Source organism: Pseudomonas sp. PS01298 (genome assembly GCF_029959745.1).
In the GTDB taxonomy this organism is placed as follows: Bacteria; Pseudomonadota; Gammaproteobacteria; order Pseudomonadales; family Pseudomonadaceae; genus Aquipseudomonas; species Aquipseudomonas aylmerensis.
Map to the genome: position 1 here is coordinate 1 of NZ_JASCPP010000248.1, position 443 is coordinate 443.

A 443-nucleotide genomic window follows, 5' to 3' on the forward strand; every position below is an offset into this window, starting at 1 on the left:
GGGCGAAGCCCCCCTAAAACCTGAGTACCGGATCTACCTGAAAGACCGCAGCGGTCTTATTGGGGCTGCTGCGCAGCCCAACGCGGGGCAAGCCCGCTCACCACAGAAACAGGCCTGCTCACAACAAAAAGCAAACCTGCTCACCACAAAAAACGGGTCTGCTCACCACAACAATTGCTGCTGCCATAAACAAGCACACAGGCCGTGGGAGATTTTGTTCGAGGGCTAGCCTTATGCGTTGAGTGAGGGTTTGTTGGCAGAGTAGTTTGAATCGCAGAGGGAAGGGTGAGCCTATTGTGATGAGCACACTTCCTTTGTGGTGAGCGGGCTTGCCCCGCGTTGGGGGGCGAAGCCCCCCTAAAACCTGAGTACCGGATCTACCTGAAAGACCGCAGCGGTCTTATTGGGGCTGCTGCGCAGCCCAACGCGGGGCAAGCCCGCTC

Annotated in this window: 1 protein-coding gene; it reads left to right on the plus strand. The window is 57.8% G+C overall.

The features are described 5' to 3' along the window. Positions 1–229, plus strand: a 229-nt coding sequence (locus tag QMX97_RS32060; protein WP_282398239.1) for a hypothetical protein, incomplete at its 5' end; no start/stop codon positions are given. Positions 230–443: the final 214 nt, after the last annotated feature.